Source organism: Caulobacter ginsengisoli (assembly GCF_030814835.1).
GTDB classification, from domain to species: Bacteria; Pseudomonadota; Alphaproteobacteria; order Caulobacterales; family Caulobacteraceae; genus Caulobacter; species Caulobacter ginsengisoli.
Map to the genome: position 1 here is coordinate 1,066,075 of NZ_JAUSVS010000001.1, position 17,834 is coordinate 1,083,908.

Annotated in this window: 17 protein-coding genes; 8 read left to right on the forward strand and 9 right to left on the reverse strand. The window is 70.0% G+C overall.

The features are described from left to right. Position 1: 1 nt before the first annotated feature. Complete coding sequence (locus QO010_RS05425) at positions 2 to 637, reverse strand: TetR/AcrR family transcriptional regulator (RefSeq protein ID WP_307346960.1); 636 nt, start codon at positions 635 to 637, stop codon at positions 2 to 4. A 145-nt stretch (positions 638 to 782) separates the two neighbouring features. Here QO010_RS05425 and QO010_RS05430 point away from each other — a divergent pair, with 145 nt between their 5' ends. Together QO010_RS05430 and QO010_RS05435 are read left to right on the forward strand one after the other, a co-directional pair. Next, on the forward strand, positions 783 to 1,643 hold the full coding sequence (locus tag QO010_RS05430; RefSeq protein ID WP_307346963.1) for a class I SAM-dependent methyltransferase: 861 nt from the start codon (positions 783 to 785) through the stop codon (positions 1,641 to 1,643). Further along, complete coding sequence (locus tag QO010_RS05435; protein WP_307346965.1) at positions 1,640 to 2,449, forward strand: TrmH family RNA methyltransferase; 810 nt, start codon at positions 1,640 to 1,642, stop codon at positions 2,447 to 2,449. The genes QO010_RS05430 and QO010_RS05435 overlap by 4 nt, the downstream gene beginning before the upstream one ends. Here QO010_RS05435 and QO010_RS05440 read toward each other — a convergent pair. The 4 genes from QO010_RS05440 to QO010_RS05455 all read right to left on the reverse strand — a co-directional run bounded on the left by QO010_RS05440 (position 2,446) and on the right by QO010_RS05455 (position 8,343). Further along, a complete protein-coding gene (locus tag QO010_RS05440; protein WP_307346968.1) occupies positions 2,446 to 2,868 on the reverse strand; it encodes a GFA family protein in 423 nt (140 codons plus the stop codon). The genes QO010_RS05435 and QO010_RS05440 overlap by 4 nt on opposite strands. Before the next feature lie 65 nt (positions 2,869 to 2,933). Then, a complete protein-coding gene (gene hrpB, locus QO010_RS05445; protein WP_307346971.1) occupies positions 2,934 to 5,366 on the reverse strand; it encodes an ATP-dependent helicase HrpB in 2,433 nt (810 codons plus the stop codon). 63 nt (positions 5,367 to 5,429) lie between these two features. Then, entirely contained in the window at positions 5,430 to 7,016 is a 1,587-nt protein-coding gene (locus QO010_RS05450; RefSeq protein ID WP_307346974.1) for an APC family permease, read from the reverse strand. Positions 7,017 to 7,167: 151 nt separating this feature from the next. Next, positions 7,168 to 8,343: an alpha/beta hydrolase gene (locus QO010_RS05455; RefSeq protein WP_307346977.1), complete on the reverse strand. Its 1,176-nt coding sequence runs from the start codon at positions 8,341 to 8,343 to the stop codon at positions 7,168 to 7,170. Positions 8,344 to 8,421: 78 nt separating this feature from the next. Between QO010_RS05455 and QO010_RS05460 the strand changes: the two genes are divergently transcribed. Next, on the forward strand, positions 8,422 to 9,093 hold the full coding sequence (locus QO010_RS05460) for an MBL fold metallo-hydrolase (RefSeq protein ID WP_307346979.1): 672 nt from the start codon (positions 8,422 to 8,424) through the stop codon (positions 9,091 to 9,093). A gap of 145 nt (positions 9,094 to 9,238) precedes the next feature. Further along, entirely contained in the window at positions 9,239 to 9,565 is a 327-nt protein-coding gene (locus QO010_RS05465; protein WP_307346981.1) for a hypothetical protein, read from the forward strand. Here QO010_RS05465 and QO010_RS05470 read toward each other — a convergent pair. Next, positions 9,562 to 10,392: a flagellin gene (locus tag QO010_RS05470; protein WP_307346984.1), complete on the reverse strand. Its 831-nt coding sequence runs from the start codon at positions 10,390 to 10,392 to the stop codon at positions 9,562 to 9,564. The two genes, QO010_RS05465 and QO010_RS05470, sit on opposite strands and share 4 nt — an antisense overlap. Before the next feature lie 141 nt (positions 10,393 to 10,533). On the opposite strand from QO010_RS05470, the gene QO010_RS05475 reads away from it, so the two are divergent. Beyond that, positions 10,534 to 11,544 carry a sterol desaturase family protein gene (locus tag QO010_RS05475; RefSeq protein ID WP_307346987.1) on the forward strand — a complete coding sequence of 337 codons (1,011 nt, stop codon included), beginning with the start codon at positions 10,534 to 10,536 and terminating at the stop codon, positions 11,542 to 11,544. Here QO010_RS05475 and QO010_RS05480 read toward each other — a convergent pair. Genes QO010_RS05480 through QO010_RS05490 form a run of 3 tightly spaced genes read right to left on the reverse strand, consistent with a single transcriptional unit; the run spans position 11,541 to position 13,678 of the window. Continuing rightward, a complete protein-coding gene (locus tag QO010_RS05480; RefSeq protein WP_307346989.1) occupies positions 11,541 to 12,143 on the reverse strand; it encodes a response regulator in 603 nt (200 codons plus the stop codon). The two genes, QO010_RS05475 and QO010_RS05480, sit on opposite strands and share 4 nt — an antisense overlap. Continuing rightward, the gene (locus tag QO010_RS05485; RefSeq protein WP_307346991.1) at positions 12,140 to 13,228 is read right to left on the reverse strand and encodes a sensor histidine kinase; all 1,089 of its coding nucleotides are present in this window, start codon (positions 13,226 to 13,228) and stop codon (positions 12,140 to 12,142) included. Before QO010_RS05485 ends, QO010_RS05480 begins: the two co-directional genes overlap by 4 nt. Beyond that, positions 13,229 to 13,678 carry a hypothetical protein gene (locus QO010_RS05490; RefSeq protein ID WP_307346993.1) on the reverse strand — a complete coding sequence of 150 codons (450 nt, stop codon included), beginning with the start codon at positions 13,676 to 13,678 and terminating at the stop codon, positions 13,229 to 13,231. Positions 13,679 to 13,929: 251 nt separating this feature from the next. On the opposite strand from QO010_RS05490, the gene QO010_RS05495 reads away from it, so the two are divergent. The 3 genes from QO010_RS05495 to QO010_RS05505 all read left to right on the forward strand — a co-directional run bounded on the left by QO010_RS05495 (position 13,930) and on the right by QO010_RS05505 (position 17,702). After that, positions 13,930 to 15,348, forward strand: coding sequence for an ankyrin repeat domain-containing protein (locus QO010_RS05495; protein WP_307346996.1), 1,419 nt, complete (start codon positions 13,930 to 13,932; stop codon positions 15,346 to 15,348). Between the two features lie 78 nt (positions 15,349 to 15,426). After that, positions 15,427 to 16,194, forward strand: a complete 768-nt coding sequence (locus QO010_RS05500) for a response regulator (protein WP_370873723.1) — start codon at positions 15,427 to 15,429, stop codon at positions 16,192 to 16,194. Positions 16,195 to 16,256: 62 nt separating this feature from the next. After that, positions 16,257 to 17,702 carry an ATP-binding protein gene (locus QO010_RS05505; protein WP_307347089.1) on the forward strand — a complete coding sequence of 482 codons (1,446 nt, stop codon included), beginning with the start codon at positions 16,257 to 16,259 and terminating at the stop codon, positions 17,700 to 17,702. Positions 17,703 to 17,834: the final 132 nt, after the last annotated feature.

The following is a 17,834-nucleotide window of genomic DNA, read 5'->3' on the forward strand; positions in this document are numbered from 1 at the left end:
CTTAATCGGCGACCAGCCCGTAGAGCATGCCGTCGAGCATGACGTCGCGCAGCTCGCCCTCCGGCGCCCAGCTGAAGTCGGGCTTGGTGATCAGCAGCGAGACCAGGCCATGGCAGGCCGCCCACAGCGCCTGGGCCGCGCTCTCGGCCGACCCGGTGCGCAAGCGGCCCGAGGCGGCGATCTCGCGGACCGTGCCCATGAACTTCTCGAAGCAGCGCTCGCCCAGCGCCATGGCCGCGTCCTGGCGGTCCTGGGCAATCACTCCGGACGGCGCGCAGAACACCAGCGCATAGGCGTTGGGGTTCTCCAGGGCGAAGGTCATGTAGGCGTCCAGCATCAGCCGCACCCGCGCCACCGCGTCGATGGGCCGCGCCGAAATCTCGCTGTTAATGGCCAGCAGCCGGGAGATCGCGTTGTCGCTGATCTCCAGAAGGATCTCGTCCTTGTCCTTGAAGTGCATGTAGAGCGCCGTCGAGGAGACCCCCACCTCGTCGGCGATCTTCCGAATCGTGGCGCCGTGATAGCCCTCGACCAGGAAGATTCTCTGGGCGGCTTCGAGGATTTCTCCCCGTCTCATATGCCCGTCGCCCTTGGGCTTTCTTGCCGATCGTTGCGGCTTTTTCAAAAGGGTCGTCATTAGGCTCCCCTGCGTTTCCCCGTGTGACACTAAACGTGAATCACCCACGCGCCGCAAGTCGTGGACTGGACGGCGATTACCCAGACCGTCTAATGCCGGGCACATGAACGCCGGAAATCCTCGGATTGCTCCCACACCCCTGGTCATGAAGACCGAGGGATGGTCCGACTACGGCCTGTTGGACAGCGGTCACGGCCGCAAGCTGGAACGCTATGGCCACTACCGGGTGGTGCGGCCCGAGCCGCAGTGCCTGTGGGCCCCGCGCCTGCCGCAGAGCGATTGGGACGGGGCCGACGCGGTGTTCGACCCGACCGACGAGGACGAGGCCGGCCACTGGCGGTTCAAGCGCCAGCCGCCGGACACCTGGCCGCTGGAATGGGGCCAGGTGCGGTTCAAGGGCCGGTTCACCAACTTCCGCCACCTGGCCTTCTTCCCCGAGCAGGCGGCCAACTGGACCTGGCTGGACCAGCGGGTGCGGTCCGCCGGCCGGCCGCTGAAGATTCTCAACCTGTTCGGCTATACCGGCGTCGCCAGCCTGGTCTGCGCCGCGGCCGGGGCCAGCGTCACCCATGTCGACGCCTCCAAGAAGTCGGTGGGCTGGGCGCGGGAGAACGCTGCGCTGTCGGGCCTGGCCGAGGCGCCGATCCGCTGGATCGTCGACGACGCCAAGAAATACGTCCAGCGCGAGTTGCGCCGCGAGAGCCGCTATGACGGCATCATTCTGGATCCCCCCAAGTTCGGCCGCGGGCCGACCGGCGAGACCTGGCGCCTCTTCGAGGACCTGCCGGAACTGGCCGGCGCCTGCGCCCAGCTGATGTCGGACAATCCCTCGTTCCTGATCCTCAACGCCTATGCGGCGCGGATTTCCGGGGCCTCGCTGGCCGGGCTGATGGCCGAGATGATGGCCGGGCGCGGCGGGACCATCGACTGGGGCGAACTGACCCTGGGCGAAGCGGCCACCGAGCGGCAGGTGGGGCTGTCGTTCTTCGCGCGCTGGGCGTCATGACGGAGAAGCCCGACCTTGCTGGAAGGATTGTCACCTCGCTGACCAATCCCACGGTCAAGGCGGTGCGCGCCCTGCACATGCGCAAGGCCCGCGAGGAGACCGGCCAGTTCCTCGCCGAGGGGCTGAAGATCGTCACCGAGGCGGTCGAGCAGGGCCGGGCGCCGGAGATCCTGCTCTACGGCCGCGACGCCGCCGACCATCCGCTGCTCAGGAAGGCCGTGGCCGCCACCCTGGCCGCCCACGGCCAGGTCATCGAGGTCACCAAGGACATCCTGGAAAAGATCGCCCGCCGCGACAACGCCCAGGCGGTGCTGGCGGTGTTCCGCCAGGGCTTCACGCCGCTGGAGTCGCTCAAACCCCAGAGCGCCCGCTGCTGGGTGGCGCTGCAGGCGGTGCGCGACCCCGGCAACCTGGGGACCATCGTGCGCACCGCCGACGCGGCCGGCTGCGGCGGGGTGATCCTGGTCGGCGACTGCTGCGATCCCTTCTCGGTCGAGGCGGTGAGGGCCACCATGGGCTCGATCTTCGCCGTGCCTCTGGCCAAGGCCAGCGTGGCCGAGTTCATCGCCTGGCGGAACGCCTGGCCAGGCTCGGTGGTCGGCACCCTGCTGACGGCCACGGTCGATCACCGCTCGGCCGACTATGTCTCGCCCACGCTCATCCTCATGGGCAACGAACAGGCCGGCCTGCCGCCCGAGCTGGCTGCGGTCTGCGACGTCAACGTCAAGATCCCCATGCGCGGCCGGGCCGACAGCCTGAACCTGTCGGTGGCGACCGGGATCATGATCTATGCGGTGACGGGCTAGACCCCGTCTTTCGGTGTCCAGCCGGGCTGGGTCTCGAACGTCTGCACGGCCGGATCCATGACATCCCAGGCCCGGCGATTGCGGGCGAACACCACCACCTGCGGCGCCAGGTGATCAGAGTCATCCAGGGTCCCGAGCGTCACAGTCATGAACCCCGGCATCCCAGTATTCATGCCAAACAGCGGACTGCCGCACCGCGGGCAGAAGATGCGGGTGACGGTCGCGCCGCTGTCGGCGGTGAGCTCATAGCGGGCGACCGGGCCGGTGAGCGTGACGCCCTCCGCCGCGAACATCGCCCCGGAGGCATGGCCCGCGCCGCTGAGCCGCTGGCAGTCGTCACAGTGGCAATGCGCCACCACCACCGGCTCACCGACGATCTCGTAGCGGCAGTCGCCGCAGAGGCAGTGTCCGGTCAGCATGGGGCGGTCTTTCGAGATCGGATGGAGCGGCACCCTGTCATGGCGATGCCGACAAGGCCATGACCTCACGTTCCCCTCGGCTTGGCCCGCGTCGTTGGCGTGGCCAACCAGGGTTCGTCCGGCCAGACGTGGCGGGGATAGCGGCCCTTCATGTCGCTCTTCACGTCCTTCCAGCTGCCCCGCCAGAAGCCCGGCAGGTCCTTGGTGATCTGGATCGGGCGGTGGGCCGGGGACAGCAGGGCCAGGGTCAGGGGCAGGCCGGCGGCGGTGGGGTGCTCGCTCAGGCCGTAGAGTTCCTGGACCCGGACCTCGACCCGGGGGCCGCCCTCGGCGGCGTAGTCGATGGTGAAGCTGTTGCCGGTCGGGGCGGTCCAGCGCGGCGGGGCGGCGGCGTCGAGCTGGCGCTGGCGGTCCCAGGGAATGAGGGTTTTCAGGGCGTCGACCAGCTCGTGGTCGGCGAGCGCGCCGAGCGACTGGCGGCCCGACAGCGCCGGGGCCAGCCAGCTTTCCAGGGTGGCCAGCAGGGCTTCGTCCGAGAGATCGGGCCAGGCCGGGTCTGACTGGCGCAGGAAACCGACCCGGCGGCGCAGGCCCGCGGAGCCGGCGCCAAACGATAGGCCGCCGAGCCCCTCGCGCCGCACCTGATCCAGCAGGGCCGCCTCGATCATCGCCGGGTCGGGATTGTCGATGCGGCGGTCCTCGACGACCAGCCGCTCGAGCCGCAGCAGGCGGCGGGCCTGCATGCGGCCGCTGGGGCTGGGCTCCAGGCGGTCCTCGACGGTCAGGCGGTCCGCGAAGGCCTCGCGCAGGCTGGCGGGATCGAGCGGGGCGGCCAGCAGGATGCGGTCGCGGGCCGCGCCGCCGCCCAGTTCGCCGATGGCCAGCCAGGGTTCGCGCGCCATGGCGTCCGTCGGTTCGAGATGGGCGCCGCGGCCGGTGGCCAGCTGGAACTCGCCGGACGACCCCCGCGCCTTGGCGATGCGTTCGGGGAAGGCCTCGGCCAGCAGCAGGGCGTCATCCAGCGGTGCGGCGCCCGTCGGTTTGCCGGCGGCCCGGGCCCAGCGTTCGGCCAGGGCGCGGGCGTCGCGGGCCCGGGGCGAGCGGTCGCGCTCGAAGGCTTCCAGGCGGTGGCGCAGGTCGACGTCGCGACCGCCCAGGCCGCGCTCGGTCAGCAGGACGGCGATGCGGGCGGCGCGGACGGCCTGGTCGGCGGCGGCGCCGCGCAGGACCATGTGCGCCAGCCTTGGCGGCAGGGGCAGATCGGCCAGGGCGCGGCCGTGGCCAGTCAGGCTGCCCTCCCCGTCCAGCGCCCCCAGTCGTTCGAGCAGCTTGCGGGCCTCGGCGAAGGCGGCGGCCGGCGGCGGGTCGAGCAGGGCCAGGCCGGACGGGTCGCGGGCGCCCCAGCGGGCCAGGTCCAGGGCCAGGCCCGACAGGTCGCTCTCCAGGATCTCCGGCCGGGCGAAGGCCGGCAGGGCGCGGGTCTGGGCCTCGTCCCACAGGCGGTAGCAGACGCCGGGCTCGGTGCGGCCGGCCCGGCCCCGGCGCTGGTCGGCGGCGGCGCGCGAGACCCGCACGGTCTCCAGCCGGGTCAGGCCGCTGGCCGGATCGAACTTCGGAACCCGCGAGAGGCCGGCGTCGATGACCACCCTGACACCCTGCAGGGTCAGGCTGGTCTCGGCGATGGAGGTCGCCAGCACCACCTTGCGCCGGCCGCTCGGCGAAGGGGCGATGGCGCGGTCCTGGTCGGCCGGATCGAGGGCGCCGTAGAGCGGGGCGATGTCGACATCCTGGCGGGTAAGGCGCTCGGCCAGCCGCTCGGCGGTGCGCAGGATTTCGCCCTGCCCCGGCAGGAAGACCAGCACCCCGCCGCTCTCCTCGGCCAGGGCCCGCTCGATGGCCCGCACGATCTGGTCCTCCAGCCGCAGACGCTCGTCGCGGCCGAGATAGCGGGTCTCGACCGGGAAGCTGCGGCCATGGCTCTCGACCACCTCGGCGTCCAGCAGCGACGCCACCGCCGCGCCGTCCAGGGTGGCCGACATCACCACCAGCCGCAGGTCCTCGCGCAGCAGCTTCTGGCTGTCGCGGGCCAGGGCCAGGCCCAGGTCGGCGTCCAGGCTGCGCTCGTGGAACTCGTCGAAGAGGACGGCGGCGACGCCGTCCAGGCCCGGATCGTCGAGAATCATCCGGGTGAAGACGCCCTCGGTCACCACCTCGATGCGGGTCCTGGCCGAGACCTTCGACTGCATCCGCACCCGAAAGCCCACCGTCTCGCCGACCGCTTCGCCCAGGGTCGAGGCCATGCGGGCGGCGGCGGCTCTGGCGGCCAGGCGGCGGGGTTCGAGGACGATGAGCTTGCCGCCCGCCGCCCAGGACTGATTCAGCAGTTCGAGCGGCACGACCGTGGTCTTGCCGGCCCCGGGCGGGGCGACCAGCACGGCCGAGGGACCGGCCTGGAGCACCGCGCGCAGGCGGGGCAAGGCTTCATGAATCGGCAGCATCATAAAATCGCGGCCGGCGAGGAACCCCGCCGGCCGCTGTATTCCAGGCTCGAAAGTTCAGACCTATTCCGGCTTGTGCGGCAGTTCCATCGGCGCCGCCTCGTGACCCTCGACGATGACGCCGCGGCCCAGCTTCGAGTTCCAGATGCCGTAGGCGAAGTAGAGCACGATGCCGCCCCCCAGATAGATGAGGAAGAAGTTCCGGGTGGCCGGGGTGGCCATCAGGGCCAGCAGCAACACCAGGCACATGACCGCGCCCATGATCGGCGTGAACGGATAGAGCGGCGTCCTGAACGGACGCGCCAGCTTGGGATCGCTGATCCGCAGGTAGATCACCGTGATGCAGACCAGGGTGAAGGCCGCCAGCGAGCCGACGTTGGAGAGGTCGGCCAGGGCGTCCAGCGACAGGAAGCCCGCCGCCGCCATGGCCGCGATGCCGACGATGATCGTGTTGATCCACGGCGTCTTGTAGGTGTTGTGAACCACCGCCAGGCTCTTGGGCAGCAGGCCGTCCTTGGACATGGTGTAGAAGATGCGGGTCTGGCCGTAGAGCAGCACCAGCATGACGCTGGAGAGGCCCGCGATGGCCCCGATCTTCACCAGCACCGCGAACCACGGCAGGCCGATCTGGTTCACCGCCAGCGCGATGGGCGCGGGGTTGTCCAGCGAGGCGTAGGGCACGATGCCGACCAGCACCGCCGAGGTGGCGATGTAGAGGGCGGTGCAGATGACCAGGGCCCCCAGGATGCCGATCGGCATGTCCTTGCCCGGGTTCCTGGATTCGGCGCCGGCGGTCGAAACCGCTTCGAAGCCCAGATAGGCGAAGAAGATCACCGCCGCGCCGTGGATGACGCCGCCGATGCCGTATTTGGTGGAGTTGTCACCGGTGACGACCGCGACCAGCGCCCGCCAGATCTGGTGCCAGATGTCCATGTTGGTGCCAGCAGGCTCGGCTGGGATCTGCGCCGGCACCAGCGGCGTCCAGTGGGCCGTGTTGACGTATTTCATGCCGATGACGATGAAGGCGATGACCACCGTCAGTTTGATGGCGACGATGATGTTGTTCACGGTCGCCGACTCGGTGACCCCGCGAATCAGCAGCATGGTCACCGCGGCGATGACCACGATGGCCGGCAGGTTCATGACCCCGTGGGCGATGACCACCCCGGCGGCGTCCTTGACCGCCACCCCTGGCGCGGCTGTCAGCTCGGGCGGTATCCCCAGGTGCATGTCGGCCAGCAGGCTGGCGAAGTAACCCGACCAGCCCACGGCCACCGTCGAGGCGGCCAGGCCGTATTCGAGCAGCAGCAGCAGGCCCATGACCCAGGCCGCGCCCTCGCCCATCGAGGCGTAGGTGTAGCTGTAGGCCGAGCCCGAGACGGGAAGCGCCGAGGCCAGTTCCGCATAGCAGAGCGCCACGAAGGCGCAGAGCAGGCCGGTGATGACGAACGAGATCATGATGCCCGGGCCGGCGAACTGGGCCGCGGCCCGGCCGGTCAGCACGAAGATACCCGTCCCGATGATGCAGCCGATCCCCAGCAGCACCAGATTGAGCGCGCCCAGCGAGCGCTTCAGCTCACCATGCTCGTGCTCGGACTGGATCTGCTCCACCGACTTGCGCTGAAATATGCGCCCTATCCCCGTGGCCATCCGCCAATTCCCCGCTTGAAGATTACAGGCCCTTCCCCGGGCCGATTAACCGCACGCTAGCGGCGACATCGTCTGTCGGCAATGACCCCATGGGCAACCGCGGCCCCGATGGGCCCTGTCTGTTGGCAAAATCCTGCACTGGCGGGCCGATTCAGGCCTCCAGCAGACCCTTGCGCCGCAGCCAGTCCAGACAGGCTGCAACGCTCTCGGCCATCTTCTCGGGCTGGCCGTAATAGTAGTGGCTGGCCCCCTCGTTGCGGTACAGTTCCTTGTCGGCCTGGGTGACGCCCTCATAGAGCCGGCGGGTGTGGCTGGGGGTGCAGGCGTCGTCGGCGGTGTTCTCGATGATCAGCACCGGGACAGTGATGTCGCCGGCGCATTTAGGCCCGTCGGCGCGGCTCTCGGCGTAAGACCATTGGCTCAGCCACGAGCGCAGGCTGGAATAGCGCGCCAGGCCGGCCGGCATCATGTTCACCGTGTGGGGCTCGCCCAGGAAGCACCAGTTGGGCCCCTTGCGGCCGTTGGGATCGACGGCCAGGTCCAGCCAGCGCGGGTCGGCCATGGTGCCGTGGACGACAAAGGCCCGCTCCATCTCGCCCGTGCGGCGCACGACCTGAAGCGTCTCCTTGACCCAGTCGTCGATCTTCTTGGACCGGGCGATCTGGGCGGCGCGGTAGCGGTCCAGGAAGGCCTGGTCATAGGGCGGCTTGACCAGGTCGCCATAGAGGTCGAGCTCGGGATCGCGGCGACTGGGATCGTGCTCGTCCAGGATCGAGGCGTCGATCCATTCGGTCAGCGTGATGGCCCGCGAGACGTGGGCGGCCAGCTGCATCACCGCGTCGGCCGGGATCAGGCCTTCGGAGACCAGGTCGCAGGCGTCGCCGGCCGGGGTCTGGGTGATCCAGGGCTTCTCGGCCTGGCTCTGATAGAACATCGACAGCGACCCGCCGCCCGACCAGCCGGCCAGCACCACATGCTCAAAGCCCAGCTTCTCCTTGGCGTAGCGGACATAACGGCCCAGATCGATCAGCACCTTTTCCATGATCAGGCCGCTGTCGTTGTGCGGATAACGGCTGGCCGCGCAGATGACCGGCAGCCCGGCCCGGGCCATGGCGTTGGTCATCGGCAAGAGGTTCATCACCCCGGTCGGATGCATGAAGATCAGCATGGTCTTGCTGGGCGGCGCCTCGCGGGGCCTCAGATACTGGCCCTCGACGATGACCTGGTCGAAGCCGCCGCCATAGGTCTCCTTGAAGCTCGACTTCTCGGTCCAGTGCAGATGGAAGGGGATGCGGTCGAAGCCATAGGTCTTCAAGGCCGTGGTCATCTGTCCCTCCCTGCCCCTCTTTCAATCGGGAGCGTGAACACCGATCATATGGCTGCACGCCCTCGCCAGGAACCCGTCATGTCCGAACCCGCCATCCAGGCCGTGATCGCCCCGGTCACCCCGCTGCAGCAGAACTGCACCATCGTCTGGTGCGCCAAGACCCTGAAGGCGGCGGTGATCGATCCCGGCGGCGAAGTCCCGCGCCTGATGGCGGCGCTGAAGGCCAAGGGCCTGACTCTGGAGAAGATCTGGATCACCCACGGCCACCTCGACCATGCCGGCGGAACCGCAGCGCTGGCGGCCGAGACCGGGGTTCCCATCGAGGGCCCGCATCCCGACGACCAGTTCTGGATCGACATGATCCCCGAGAGCGGCGCCCGCTATGGCATGCCCGGCGCCGAGAGCTTCACCCCCGACCGCTGGCTGGGCGACGGCGACACCGTCACCCTGGGCGAGACGGAATGGGAGGTGGTCCACTGCCCGGGCCACACCCCCGGCCACATCGTCTTCTTCCACCGGCCCTCGCGGTTCGCCCAGGTGGGCGATGTGCTGTTTAAGGGCTCCATCGGCCGCACCGACTTCCCGCGCGGCAATTTCGAGCAGCTGATCCACTCGATCACCCAGAAGCTCTGGCCCCTGGGCGACGACGTGGCCTTCGTGCCGGGGCACGGGCCGATGAGCACGTTCGGGGCGGAGCGGCGCAGCAATCCGTTCGTCTCGGATTTGGCCATCGAGTCGATGAATGTCTGAGGGCATGTGGCGCCTGCTGAGGCGCGCCCTTCCCGCCCCTCTGCTCGCAGGTTGCCTAGCGCTTTCGGCCGCCTCGGCCCAGGAACAGGCGCCAGCGGCAGGGCTGAACGGGTTCGACTGCAATCGTTGCATGCGGGCGGAAGGCATGACCTGCCAAGCCGCCGCACGGCTCCCCGTCGCTGGTGTTGCGTCCGAGATCCGCTATCTTTTCGCAACCGGCGGCTGTGATCAGACCGACACCGGCTGTATCGGCGAGGCGGCCTGGCGGACGGTGGTCTCCTACGGCCTGAAAGGACGAGACGGCGCGGTGCGGTGGACCAAGGCCCGGATCAGCTACAACGAGAATGGCGCGGTTCCCGGGTCTGACCAGGGCATCTTCCTGCAGGCGGGGCGGCGCTACCTGGTTTCCGACGGGGTGCGGGAAAAGGGCGAGCGCTATCGGCTGCTCGCCTATGCCTGTCCGCTGCCCTAGTTCCGGAACAGCTGCAGCAGTAGCGACGGCGCCTGGTTGGCGATCGACAGGGCCTGGATGGCCAGCTGCTGCTGGACCTTCAGGGCCGCGAGCTTGGTGCTCTCCCGCGCCATGTCGGCGTCGACCAGCCGGCCGATGGATTCCTCCATGGTGTCCTGCAGCTTGCCGACGAAGGTGGTGTGCAGGTCCAGCGCCTTGCTGCCCGTGCCCAGCTTGGCCAGGGCCCCGTTCACGCCGGTGATGGCGTTGGTCAGGCTGGTCAGGTTGGCCGAGGAGATCGAGGCGGTGAGGTCGGCGGGCAGGCCGCTGAGCAGGGCGCCGCCGGTCGACAGGTCGATGTGGTCCACGTCGATGGTCGAACTGGCGTTGCTGTTGGCCAGGGCCCTCACCTGGCCGCTGCTCCCGGCTGAGATCAGGCTGATGCCGTTGAAGCTGGCGTTGTTGGCGGCGATGTCGATCTGTTTGCGCAGGGCGACATAGTCGCTGCTGAGCGCGGCCCGGGCGTTGCTGTCCAGGCTGGGATCGGCCGCCGCCAGGGCCTTTTCCTTCATCTGGTTCAACAGGTCGGAGATGGTCTCGCCGCCGGCGACGGCGATATCGACGATGGAGCTGCCGCGCTGCAGCGACGCGGTCACCGCGTCGAGTGCGTGCATTTCGCTGCGCTGGGTCTGGGCTATGGCCCAGGTCGCGCCGTCGTCCTTGGCGCTGTTAACCTTCTTGCCGGTCGAGATGCGGTTCTGGGTGGTCGCGAGGTCGCGGTTGATGGCCGTAAGGGCCTGCAGCGCCTGCATGGCGCCGACATTGGTGTTGATGCTGTTCAACGCCACGACTTAAGTCCCGCTTCCTGGGTTGGCCCTACTCGGCCACAGGGCGTTTTGCCCCAGCAGTCAGGAACCACGCGGACTCTTGCGAAAGCCTTACCGGGCGGCCTTAAGAGAAGGCTCACCACCCGCCGCTAGGTTGCCCAGATGGCGATCGAGGGCGCAGGGCTGGAGGTTGTGTCGCAGGCGGCGGGCTGGCTGCTGCGCGGCCTGGCGGGCCTGTTCCTGTCGCCCGGCTCCAACGCCTCGCTGTGGTCGCTGGCCACAGCCGGGTGCGTCGCCGCCCTGATCCTGCTGGCCCGCCGTCCACCGGGCAAGAAGCCGGTCAGGCTGAAGGTGCTGCTGCGGACCCTCTTTCCCCGCTGGATTCTGCGCCACCGCTCCAGTCGCGCCGACCTGGCGCTGCTGGCCTTCAATGGCCTCATCTATGGCGCGATCTTCGGCGGGGCGACCCTGTCGGCGGCGGCCGTCGCGACAGTGGCTGGCGCAGGCCTGACCAGCCTGCTGGGCGCCCACGCCCCCGCCCTCCCCCCGCCGGTCGGCGTCGGCCTGCTGACCCTGGCCGTCTTCCTGGCCGCCGAGCTGGCCTACTGGGTGGATCACTGGCTCAAGCACCGCATTCCGGCCCTCTGGGCCTTCCACAAGGTCCATCACACCGCCGAGGTCCTGACCCCGGCCACCGCTTTTCGGGTGCACCCCGTCGACACCCTGGTCTTCGCCAACATCACCGCCCTCTTCATCGGCCTGACCGAAGGCCTGGGCCGCTGGCTGCTGGGCCAGCCCATCGACCCGCTGGCGGTCGCGGGCCACAACCTGATCATCGTCGCCTTCGTCTTCGCCGTCGGCCATCTGCAGCATTCGCATCTGTGGATCGCCTTCCCCGGCTGGTGGGGCCGCCTCTTCCTCAGCCCCGCTGCGCACCAGCTGCACCACTCCGCCGACCCCCGCCATTTCGGCAGCAACTTCGGCAGCTTCCTGGCCGTCTGGGACTGGATGTTCGGAACCCTGCGCGCGCCCACGGCCCAGCGCGAACGGCTGACCTTCGGGGTCGAGCCGCGCCGGCCCGAGCAGCACGGGCTGACCGGCGTGATGCTCACTCCCTTCGTCGAGGCGGCGCGGCTGGACGCCATCCCGCAGGGCGAACCCCGGCTGACCTAGATCCAGCCCCGCTGCTCGGCGATACGGCAGGCCTCGACGCGGTTCCTGGCCCCGATCTTGGCCAGCAGTACCGTCATCAGGTTCTTGACGGTCCCTTCGCTCAGCCCCAGCGCCCCGGCGATCTCGGCGTTCGACTGGCCCTCGCGCACCAGGTGCAGCAGCACCCCGTCGCGTTCGCTCGGCGCCTCGCCCTCCTCCTCGAGTTCCAACAGCGCCCCGTCGATCTGCCGCCGTCCGGCCGCCACGGCGCGAATGCCGTCGGCCAGCCTCTCCGGCGGCGAGTCCTTGAGCAGGTAGCCGCCGATCCGGAGTCGCAGGGCTTCCTGCACATAACCCGCCCGCGCGAAGGTCGAGAGCAGCACCACCCGGCAGTCCGGGGCCAGGGTCCGCAGCCGCCGCGCCAGCTCCAGTCCGTTCATGCCGGGCATCTGGATGTCGGAGACCACGACATCGGGGCGCAACCTCGCCGCCGCTTCCAGAGCCAGGACCGGATCGGCATAGCCGCCGACCACCGCGAAATCGGCGTTGAGCCCCAGCAACGCCACCAGGGCGGCCAGCACCGTCTTCTGATCCTCGACGACCAGAATGCGGATGGTCATAGCGGCAGGCGCAGGATGACCCGCGTCCCCCGTTCGCGGCGGATTTCCAGGGCGCCCCCGATCTCCGCCGCCCGTTCGCGCATGCCGTCGGTCCCGAACCCTTCGTAGCGCGCCGACCCGCGTCCATCGTCGGCGACTTCCAGGACCAACTGGCCGGCCTCCGCCTGGACATGGATGCGGCAGGACTTCGCCCGCGCATGGCGCACGACGTTGGTGACCGCCTCGCCCATGATCAGGGCCAGGAAGCACTCCTGGCGTTCGGTCAGGCTGTCGGGCAGCTGGGCGTCAATGACCGGCTCCACGCCGGAAAGGCGCAGCAGTTCCTCGGCCTGGCGCAGGTCCTCGACGAAGGCTCGGGCGCTATAGCCGCTGACCACCCGGCGCACGGTGGCCAGGGTGTCGCGCGCCGCCTCGCCGATCTCGGCCAGTCCCTGGTCGGCGGCGCCCGGCTGACGGCGGGCCAGGTCGGCCTTCAGGGAGATGACCACCAGCTTCTGGGCCAGCTGGTCGTGCAGGTCGTGGGCGATGCGGCGGCGTTCCGAGGCGCGGTGGATGGAGGCCAGTTCGGCCTCGCGCAGATGCAGACGCTCGGTGATCAGGGCGCTGCGGCGGGCCTGCAGATAGATAGCGGCGACCGCGACGATCACCAGGCTGTTCATGGCCAGATAGGTCTGGGGATACCCCGCCGCCCCGGCCCGCAGCAGGAAGACGGCCAGCACCGCGACGGCGCAGGCGACGCCATAGCGCAGCGGGAACAGATAGCAGGCCAGCGAGGCGGCGTAGCACAGGAAGACGCTGGCTCCCGGGTGAGCCCCCAGCAGCAGGGTTCCCAGCAGGGCGATGGCGGCGATCGGCGCGGCGGCCAGGCTGGGCGGGACCCAGTAGCTGGCGAAATACAGGGCCAGGAAGACGAGCGCCGCCAGGACCGAAGCGGCGATGCCGGCGGCGGAGGCGTGCGGCGCGCCCGTGAAATAGAAGAACAGGAACAGCAGGCTGGCGTAGATTTCCCAGTTCTGCGCATGCCGGCGCGGCAGCAGCGACCAGCGCCGCCGCCGCGCTATTCGACCCTGTTCCAAGGGCGTCATCTATTTCAGCCGAATTCGCACCGGCGAAGCATAGCCGCTGAACCGGCTTTCGATGACAGCCGATGAAGCGGCCAGATCCAGGATCGCCTCGCACATCCCGCTGGCGGCCCGCCCCAGCTCGGCGCCGCCGCCCGCGAACGGGTTGGCCGCCTGTCGCGCCATCGCGTCCGCCTGGGTCAGGAACCGGCCCAGTCTCTCGTGATAGGCGGCCACCTCGGGACCGGCATAGGACCGGCCATTCGCCCGGATCGCCTGGGCGCTGACGACGATGACCTCGCCCTTGCCCGAAAAGGTCAGGCCCTCCGCCGCCCGGGTGACGTCGTAGGGCAGGTCGACGTCCTGGATGCGGCCGCACTGGGCCGGATCGAATCCTCGCGCCTGGGCCAGAGACGCCATCGGGGGCGCGGCCAGGGTGGTCAGCAGGGTCAGGGCTATCAGGGTGCGCCGCATGGTCGGCCTCCGGATGTTGCGCTGGGTCCTTCCCAGCGAGGTGCAGGTTGCCGGCCGTCACCGGGGCCCGGAAGTGAAGATGGTCATGTCCCGCCCTTGCCGTTTCACCGCCGCCTGGGTAGGTTTTCGCATGGCCGACAGGGTGGCCACCCGTCCGCGGAAAGGGCTCAGCCCGCCTTGCCGATCGCCTACGGTCCCATGACCTTTCCTGCCCGTCAGCGGACGCCGGGCCGCAGAGGAAAGGTGTTGCCATGAACTCATCCCAGGACGCCCCGCGCCCGCTCCCCGGCCGCGCCTCGCAGGAATTCCTGCGCAAGGAAGCCAAGCGCCGCGCCAGGGCCTCGGGCCTGGGCCTTGCCAGGGCTCAGCGCGACCTCGCCGCCGAGTATGGCGCGCAGAGCTGGGCCGAGCTGATGCGGCGCATCGCCCAGAGGCGCGAAGAGGACGGCCCGCCGGGACCACTCTCGCCCCTGGCCTTGGCCGCCAGGATCGGGGCGGCGGACGAGGTCCGCCGGCTGCTGGCCCAGGGGGCGGCGCCCAACGGAGAGACGGGCGACCTGGGGACGCCGCTCTGGCACGCCTGCGCCGGCGAGGCCGCCGATGACCGCCGCCTGGAGACCGCCCGGCTGCTGTTGGAAGCCGGCGCCGATCCCAAGCGCGACACCGCCGGGGCCCCATCGCTGCATGCCGCCGCGACCCGTGGCCCGGCGGCCCTGGTCGAACTGCTGATCCGTCACGGCGCCCTGGAATGGCAGCCTGACCACCGAGGCCGCTCGCCCCTCGCGGCCGCCCGGCGAGGCTCGGGACCCGACCGGTCGGCCATCGTCACCCTGCTGGACCGGCCGGTGGTCCAGGACAGGACCTTTCGCAAGGCCATCGCGGCGATCCATGCCGGCGATATCGCCAGGCTGGGCGCGCTGCTCGACGCCGAGCCCTGGCTGCTGCGAGAGCGGATCGTCGAGCCGGACTGCTACCGCCAGGCCGCCCGCCAGCAGTATTTCCTCGACCCCAAGCTCTTCTGGTTCATCGCCAACAACCCCCGGCTGGCGCCAGCCCTGCCGGCCAACATCGTCGAGATCGCCCAGGCGATGATCGCCCGCGGCGTCGACAAGAGCGACCTGACCTACGCTCTGGAGCTGGTCATGACCGGCGCCTCGGTCCGCGAACAGGGCCAGCAGCTGCCGCTGATGCGGGTGTTGCTGGAAGCCGGCGCCGAGCCCTCGGCCAGCGGCGTGGACATGAGCCTGGCCCACGGTGAACTCGAGGCCGTGGGCGCCCTGGTCGCCGCCGGCGCGCCCCTGACCGCCTCCATCGCCGCCGCGACGGGACAGGCCGAGGCGTTGAAGACCCTGCTGTCCAAAGCCTCGGCGGCGGACCTTCAGATGGCCCTCGCCCTGGCGGTCATCAACGGCCAGACGGACGCGGCGCGGACAGCCCTCGAGGCCGGCGCCGACCCCAACCGGTTCATGCCGGTTCACGCCCACAGCCTGCCGCTCCATCAGGCCGCCCTGAGCGAGAACATCGACCTGCTCGCCCTGCTGGTCGCGTACGGCGCGCGGACCGACATCCCCGACAAGCTGTGGAGCGGCACGCCGCTGGACTGGGCCGTTCATGAGAACCGGCCGGTGGCGCGGGCTTGGCTGGAGGCGCTGGGTTCGAAGGAAGCCTGATCCCGCCGCCCCGCAAAAACCATCCGCTTGTTGCACCCCTGAAATTCCCGGGCCATGTCGAGGCTGCAATGGGGAGGCATGGAGCTGGTCATGGAGACTGCCAACACCCCGCCGTCGGAAGTGGGCGCCCGCATCCTGATGGTCGATGACGACCGCGGGATCCGCGATGTCGTGTCCGAATTCCTCACCCGTCATGGCTACCAGGTCGAGACCGCCGGCGACGGCAAGGGCATGGAGGCGGCGCTGGCCCGGGGGCCGGTCGACCTGATCGTGCTGGACGTGATGATGCCGGGCGAGGATGGCCTGTCGATCTGCCGGCGGCTGTCTGGCACGGCCAATGCCCCCTCGATCATCATGCTCTCGGCCATGGGCGAGGAGACAGACCGCATCGTGGGGCTGGAGCTGGGGGCCGACGACTATCTGCCCAAGCCCTGCAATCCGCGCGAGCTGCTGGCCCGGGTGCGGGCGGTGCTGCGGCGGCGGCGCGAGCCGGCCGGGACCGGCGAGGAGGGCGTGGGCGCGGCCTGCCTGTTCGCCGGCTGGCGGCTGGACCTGGTGCGGCGCGAGCTGCGCTCGCCGCAGGGCGTGGTGGTCAACCTGTCGGGCGGGGAGTTCTCGCTGCTGCGGGCCTTCGTCGACCATCCCCAGCGGGTGCTGACCCGCGACCAGCTGCTGGACTTCGCCCGGGGCCGGGACAGCGACGCCTACGACCGCGCCATTGACGTGCAGATCAGCCGGCTGCGCAAGAAGCTGGACGATGGAGCCGCTGGGGGCGGCAGCGGCGAACTGATCCGCACCATCCGCAGCGAAGGCTACATGTTCACCGCCAAGGTGGCCCGCGGGTGAGCCGCCTCACCGGCCGCGGCATTCCCCTGTTCGTCCAGGTGCTGGCCCTGGTGGCCTTCACCATGGTCGCCGCCCACGCCGTCTCGATCGGGGTGCTGCTCAGCCTGCAGCCGCCGGGGCCGGAAGTGTACCGCCTGGCCTCGGTGACCGGCGCCCTGCGCTCGCCAGGCCTGCACCCGATGGGCGAGGCCCGTCCGCTGCTGGTCCGGCTGAAGGATCAGCCGCCGAAGGACTATGACGACGGTCGACCCGGCCGCTGGCGAAACGACTTCCGCGCCGCCGTCGCCCAGGCGCTCTCCGTTCCCGCCGAGGACGTGGTGGTGGTCACCCGGCCTCCGCCCCGCATGGTCATGCGGCTGATGTCGCATGGCAGCACGCGGCGGGTGGAGACCCAGGTCTTTCGGGTCGGACCCCAGCCCGACGATTTCCGGGTGATGCGCAGGGCTGTGCCGCCGCCAGGCGCCGATCAACCCGGCCCGCCACCGCCGTTCGGGCCGCCAGGCGGCATGGCTGGCCCGGCCGCGGGGATAGTGCTGGGGGTCGGCCCGCAGCTGCGGAACTTCGACGACCGCATCATCTTCGCCCCCTTCCAGATCGCGGTGCGGCAGTCGGACGGCCGCTGGCTGACCGCCGAGCCCAAGCCGGAATTCCGGTGGGACAGCTGGGAGGGCCACATCCTGGCGACCCTGGGCCTGTCGATCCTGGCCACCGCGCCGCTGGCCTGGCTGTTCGCCCGGCGGCTGGCGGGGCCGATCACCGCCTTCGCCGACGCCGCCGACCGGCTGGGCCGCGATCCTAATGCCGCGCCCCTGACCATCGACGGCAGCCGCGAGGTCACCGCCGCCGCCACCGCCTTCAACCGCATGCAGGAGCGATTGCGGCGCTATGTCGAGGATCGCACCGCCATGGTCGGAGCCATCGCCCATGACCTGCGCACGCCCCTGACCCGCCTGCGCTTCCGTATCGAGGCGGCGCCGGACGATCTGCGGCCCAAGCTGGAGTCCGACGTCGACCAGATGGAGGCGATGATCGCCGCCACCATGAGTTTCGTCGCCGACGCCACCAAGGCCCGCGAACGCACCCCGCTGGAGCTCTCCTCGCTGGTCGAGAGCGTCATGGACGACCTGGCCGAGACCGGCGCGGACGCCACCGTCGAACGCGCCGACAAGCTGGTGCTCAACGGCGATCCGGTGGCGCTGCGCCGGCTGGTCGCCAACCTGGCCGAGAACGCCCTGAACTACGGCCAGCGGGCCCGGGCCCGGGTGTTCGCCGAAGGCGGGGCGGCGATCATCGAGATCGACGACGACGGCCCGGGCGTTCCGGTCGCCGAACTGGAGCGGGTGTTCGACCCCTTCTACCGCGGCGAGCCCTCCCGCAACCGCGAGACCGGCGGCATCGGCCTGGGCCTGGCCGTGGTGCGCTCGGTGGCCCGGGCGCATGGGGGGGATGTCACGCTGCACAACCGGGATGGCGGTGGACTGACGGCGCGGGTGAGTCTGCCGTTGTAGGGCGAGCTTGCTGGTCGCAACTCTCCTCCTCGCTTGCTGTTTGGACCGGAGACATCCGTGACAAGCGTTCGGGGACATCCGTGACAGTTTTCCGGCCTTCGGAAGGAGGCTGGGGATGCCGTTCACGGGAGT